The 4986-nt window shown below is 70.8% G+C and carries 4 protein-coding genes, 1 pseudogene and 1 CRISPR repeat array; all 5 genes and pseudogenes read left to right on the top strand.

Annotated elements, in window-relative coordinates:
* Positions 1-342 (top strand): annotated as a pseudogene (locus tag ABZ281_RS37745) (hypothetical protein); the annotation flags it as partial.
* A 27-nt stretch (positions 343-369) separates the two neighbouring features.
* Positions 370-999, top strand: a complete 630-nt coding sequence (casB, locus tag ABZ281_RS37740; RefSeq protein WP_356662545.1) for a type I-E CRISPR-associated protein Cse2/CasB — start codon at positions 370-372, stop codon at positions 997-999.
* Complete coding sequence (gene cas7e / locus ABZ281_RS37735; protein WP_356662544.1) at positions 996-2192, top strand: type I-E CRISPR-associated protein Cas7/Cse4/CasC; 1197 nt, start codon at positions 996-998, stop codon at positions 2190-2192. The genes casB and cas7e overlap by 4 nt, the downstream gene beginning before the upstream one ends.
* A complete protein-coding gene (cas5e, locus tag ABZ281_RS37730; RefSeq protein ID WP_356662543.1) occupies positions 2189-2911 on the top strand; it encodes a type I-E CRISPR-associated protein Cas5/CasD in 723 nt (240 codons plus the stop codon). The genes cas7e and cas5e overlap by 4 nt, the downstream gene beginning before the upstream one ends.
* 44 nt (positions 2912-2955) lie before the next feature.
* The gene (gene cas6e / locus ABZ281_RS37725; RefSeq protein ID WP_356662542.1) at positions 2956-3654 is read left to right on the top strand and encodes a type I-E CRISPR-associated protein Cas6/Cse3/CasE; all 699 of its coding nucleotides are present in this window, start codon (positions 2956-2958) and stop codon (positions 3652-3654) included.
* A gap of 83 nt (positions 3655-3737) precedes the next feature.
* Positions 3738-4436: direct repeats of the CRISPR family, unit length 29 nt; unit sequence GTGCCGCCCGCCGGCGCGGGAGTCCTCCG.
* Between the last annotated feature and the right edge of the window lie 550 nt (positions 4437-4986).

Genomic DNA, 4986 nt, shown 5'->3' with positions numbered 1-4986 from the left:
GCCGCCGCCCACCGCAGCGCCGAGTCCTGGGCCTGGCAGCTGCGCCGCGCCCTCGCATCGGCCTGGCGCGGAGCCAACCCTCTGCGTCACAAAGACGACCAGCACGGCTTCGTCGACCAAGGCGCCGCACGGTACTGGGAACGCGCCGAGACCGAGTTCTGGACCGCCATCACCACACCCGACACACCTCCCGCCTTTCAACCCCTGGCAGTTGCCTGTTTCGACGCCAACGCCACCGCACTGAAGTCCACGGCCCGCGGCCGCCGCGCCACCGCCGAGGCCCGCGCCCAGCTCACCCGAGCGCCCCGCCAGACCGCAGGCCCCCGCCGCCCGGCCGCCTGACCGGCCCGCAACGACCCGGAAGAACCGATGACCCACCCTGATTCCCTGCCGAGCCCGGCAGATGAGACGGTCCGCCAGAACCTCGAGCCGCCCCGGTGGCTCGCCCGTGAGACCGCCTACATGCGCTACGTCGCCGACGTCTGCTCCACTCCACAAGGCCGCCGCGACCTGAGAGACGGACTCAACATCCGCCGCCTGGACGAGTCCTGGCGCATGATGCGCCACCTGCGCCCCCGCATCCCCAACTGGGGCCCAGACGCCACACTCGCCCACCTCGCCGTCGCCGGCCTCTACGCCCACCAAGCCGCCAACCCCACCACCGACCACGCCACCCCCACCCAGTACGACCCCGGACACGGCAACCTCGGCTGGTCACTCGAGCGCGCCGTCCACCAGGGCCTTCTACGCGAGGACAGCACCGCCGACCTCCTGGAACGCCTAGCCCGCCAGCGCCGCCTCCAACCGGCCCTCGCACTGCTGCACCGACCCGTGACCCGCATGACGGCAGCCGGCATCCCCGTCTCCTGGCCCCGGCTGCTGCGCGATCTGAACGGCTGGCCGAAGTACCGCACCCAGATCGCCGACGCCTGGATGCAAAGCCACTACAGCCCCGACCCCACCCGCCCCACCGAAACCCCCGAAGAGATCCCCGCATGAGCCTTGTCATTGACGTCCACGTCCTGCACGCCTACCCCCTGTCCAACCTCAACCGCGACGAGTTCGGCTCCCCCAAGATCGCCCTCCTCGGCGGCGTCGAACGCACCCGGATCTCCTCCGCCTGCCAAAAGCGCGGCTGCCGCATCAACACCGAGACCGTCCTCGGCGACCGAGCTCTGCGTACCCGCCGCATCCCCGAAAAGGTCGCCGCCGAGCTGCGCACCCGCGGCTGGAGCCAGCAGGACGCCCTCGACGCTGGCCAGGCCATCGCGCTGACCGCCCAGTTCTCCGGCATGAAGCTCGCCGAAGCCGGCACCACCAACGTCATGCTCTTCGTCCCCGAATCGGCGATCACCGACCTCGCCGACCTCGCCGCCACCCACCGCGACCTGCTCGCCCCGGCCGCCGAACAGGCCCGCGCCCAAGCCGAAGCCGCCGACAAAACCAAGCCCAAGACCAAAACCAAGGCACCCGTGCTGGATAAGGAAACCAAGGCCAAAATCGCTGAACTCAAGGACACCGTCCGCACCATCCTGTGCCGGCGCAACGGCTCCATCGCCGCCTTCGGCCGGATGCTCGCCAACACCCCCGAAGCCACCGTCGACGGCTCCATCGCCGTCGCCCACGCCATCACCACCCACGCCGGCGAAGAACAGCCCGACTTCTTCACCGCCGTCGACGACATCCCCGGAACCGACAACGGCTCCGCCCACATGGGCCAGCACGCCCACGCCTCCGGCACCTTCTACCGCTACGCCACCATCAACGTCGACGAACTCCTGCGCCACCTCGACAACGACCAGGCCATGGCCCGCGAACTCATCCACGCCTTCCTGACCGAGTTCGCCCGCCACGTCCCGACCGCCAAGAAGAACAGCACCGCCCCCTTCACCCCACCCGCCCTGGTCCACATCACCGTCCGCACCGACCAGCCCATGAACCTCGCCGGCGCCTTCGAAGCCCCCGTCACAGCGGACGACACCTCCGGCTGGACCGGCCCCAGCATCACCGCCCTCGACCAGCACGCCGCCGCCGTCAACCGCTTCCTCGGCGACGAACGTCTCCGGGCCGCCGCGCACTCCGGCACCGCCGACCTGACCGGAGTGACCGCCCTCGGCACCCATATCCCCCGCCTCGACACACTCGTCACCACCATCACCGAGGCCGCCCTCACACCGGCAGGCCAGCAGTGACCCCCGCACTCCTCCTACACCTGTCCGGCCCGCAATTCTGGGGCGGCCCCCAAGGCGGCACCACCCGCGCCAGCCACCCCCACCCCACCCGCAGCGGCATCACCGGCCTTCTCGCCGCCGCACAAGGCCGCCCCCGCGGCAGCGACCTCAGCGACCTCGACCACCTCACCCACACCATCCGCATCGACCGGCCCGGACAACGCCTCCTTGACTTCCACACCGTCGGCGGCGGGCACCCCAAACACCACACCGTCCCCACCGCCGAAGGCGGACACCGCGGCAACGCACTCGTCTTCCGCGACTGGTACCTCCACGACGCCGCCTTCACCATCGCCGTCACCGGACCGGCCCCGCTCATCGACGATCTCGCCGCCGCCCTGCGCAACCCCGTCTTCCCGCCCCACCTCGGCCGCCGCGCCTGCCGACCCGACACCCCTGTCCTCATCACCACCACCAAGAACCCCGACACCGCACTCGAACACCTCCCCCTCCACCGCACAGCCCCCCGCACCGGCGACACCGTGCCCGTGACCTTCCTCAGCGAACACCCACCCACCCCCACCACCCCCCACACCCACACCATCAACGACGTCTCACGCCCCGGCCGCACCTTCACCACCCGCCGCCTGTGGGAGACCACACGACACCTCCCAACCACCCGATGCGCCGGCCTCGGCACCGCCTACCTCAACGCACTCACCGCCCACCGCACCACCTGACGACCCCCACCCGCCCACGCGGGAACCCACAACGGAGCGCCACCATGACCCCCGCCGCCCACCTCACCCGACTCAAACTCAACCCCCTGTCCACCGAGGCCGCCCGCGACCTCCGCAACGTCCACTCACTCCACCGCACCGTCCTCACCCTCGCCCCCGACCACCTCGGCGACAGCCCCCGCCAAGCAGCCGGCATCCTCTTCCGCCTCGAACACCACCCCCGCGGCCACACCCTCCTCGTCCAGTCCACTCACCCCCTCAACCTCGACGCCCTCCCCATCGGCTACGCCACCGCCACCGACGAACGCGACCTCACCCCTCTCTTCACCTGGTGCCAACCCGGCACCCCCGTCCGCTACCGCATCCACACCGAGCCCATGCGCTGCGCCCGCAACGCCGCGAATACAGAACGAGACGAGAAGGGACGACTCAAGCGCGGTCGCCGCATGCCCCTCCATGGCGACGACGCCACCCAGTGGTGGCACGAACGCGCCACCGCGGCCGGCCTCGCGCCCCACACCGACACCACCAACTCAGCGCCCCAACCTGACATCGCCGGCTGGAAGAACGACCCTGCCAACGAAGGCAAACGCATCCGCATCCGCAGCCGCGTCACCCGCTTCGAAGGAACCGCCACCATCACCGACACCACCACCCTCCACACCGCCCTCACCGCCGGCATCGGCCGAGGCCGCGCCTTCGGCACCGGACTGCTCTCCATAGCCCCCCTCACCCGGGCATAGAGCCACACCAATCCCACAGCCTCCAGGCTTTGAACCTTGATAACAAAAGAGCAAAGCCCTTAGAAACGAGCAGGTCGTGAAGTGTGCCGCCCGCCGGCGCGGGAGTCCTCCGGCGCCCCCGGCCAGGTGGTCACGAACATCGCGGTGCCGCCCGCCGGCGCGGGAGTCGTCCGTTACCCACTCTCAGCAGCAGCGGGGCCGGAACGTGCCGCCCGCCGGCGCGGGAGTTCTCCGGCGCAGGGATACACCTACAGCCGACAGGGCGCGTGCCGCCCGCCGGCGCGGGAGTCCTCCGCACTGACACCGCTGGTCTCACTGGGTTCGGTCGTGCCGCCCGCCGGCGCGGGAGTCCTCCGGAGTCGTCATGGCAAAGGATCGCGCGGCCAATGTGCCGCCCGCCGGCGCGGGAATCCTCCGACCACGAGTCGATCGCCCGTGGCGCGCTGCTGGTGCCGCCCGCCCGCGCGGGAGTCCTCCCGAGAGCGTCGCGGCGCAGCTGTACGCGCAGAAGTGCCGCCCGCCCGCGCGGGAGTCCTCCGCTGCTGGCCGCCTACGACAACAACCAGGCCGCGTGCTGCCCGCCCGCGCGGGAGTCCTCCGAAGCTCCAGGAAGTCCGAGACCTGGGAAGTAGTGCCGCCCGTCCGCGCGGGAGTCCTCCGGTTCCCGAGTCCGCACCGCTGATCGGCCTGGAGCGCAGCCCGCCCATGCAGGAATCCTCCGAAGCAGCGCACCAAGAGCCGCTCGCGCCGCACATGTAGCCCGCCCGCGCGGGTGTCCTCCGCAGTTGATGGACGCCATCTTCACGTCGACTCCGCGTCGGCGCCGGGCGGAGTTCTCCGACGACCAGCGCGCTCTTCAACTGCCAGTCCCTGTGCAGCTCGCCGTGCGGGAGTGCTCCGTCCTTCCCTAAGTTCGCGATGCTGCGCCAGTGGCGCAGCCGCTCATGCGGGGTCTCCTCCGGAGCGTGTTTGGCTTCTCCTTCCGGAGCGCGCGTGCCCGCCAGTGCGGGAGTTCTCCGTCTGGGTGGCGACGAACCTGGCCGACGACGGCGTGCATCCCGCCCATGCGGGAGTCCTCCGATCTGGCCGGGCGTGATGACCGGTTTCTCCTCGTGCGGCCCGCCCGTGCGGGTGTCCACCGTTGCCGTACAGCACGTTGCCCATGACCGCGTCGAGCAGCGTGCCAATGCGTGGGTCCACCGGCACCCGACAGGCGCGACCTGATGGAGCTCCAGTGCAGCCCGCTCGTGCAGGAGTCCTCCGTCACTGATATTCCTCTTCCTGGGGACCGTGTGGCGCCGCCCGCCCGCGCGGGAGTCCTCCGTAAGACCC

Source organism: Streptomyces sp. NPDC006265, from assembly GCF_040613555.1.
In the GTDB taxonomy this organism is placed as follows: domain Bacteria; phylum Actinomycetota; class Actinomycetes; order Streptomycetales; family Streptomycetaceae; genus Streptomyces.
The sequence above is the reverse complement of the archived record's forward strand: the minus strand, read 5'-3'. Positions and strand labels throughout refer to the sequence as shown.

Bases quoted from the DNA above. Each gene is read 5' to 3' on its own strand.
- cas6e (WP_356662542.1), top strand. From the start codon at position 2,956: ATGACCCCCGCCGCCCACCTCACCCGACTCAAACTCAACCCCCTGTCC.
- cas7e (WP_356662544.1), top strand. From the start codon at position 996: ATGAGCCTTGTCATTGACGTCCACGTCCTGCACGCCTACCCCCTGTCC.
- casB (WP_356662545.1), top strand. From the start codon at position 370: ATGACCCACCCTGATTCCCTGCCGAGCCCGGCAGATGAGACGGTCCGC.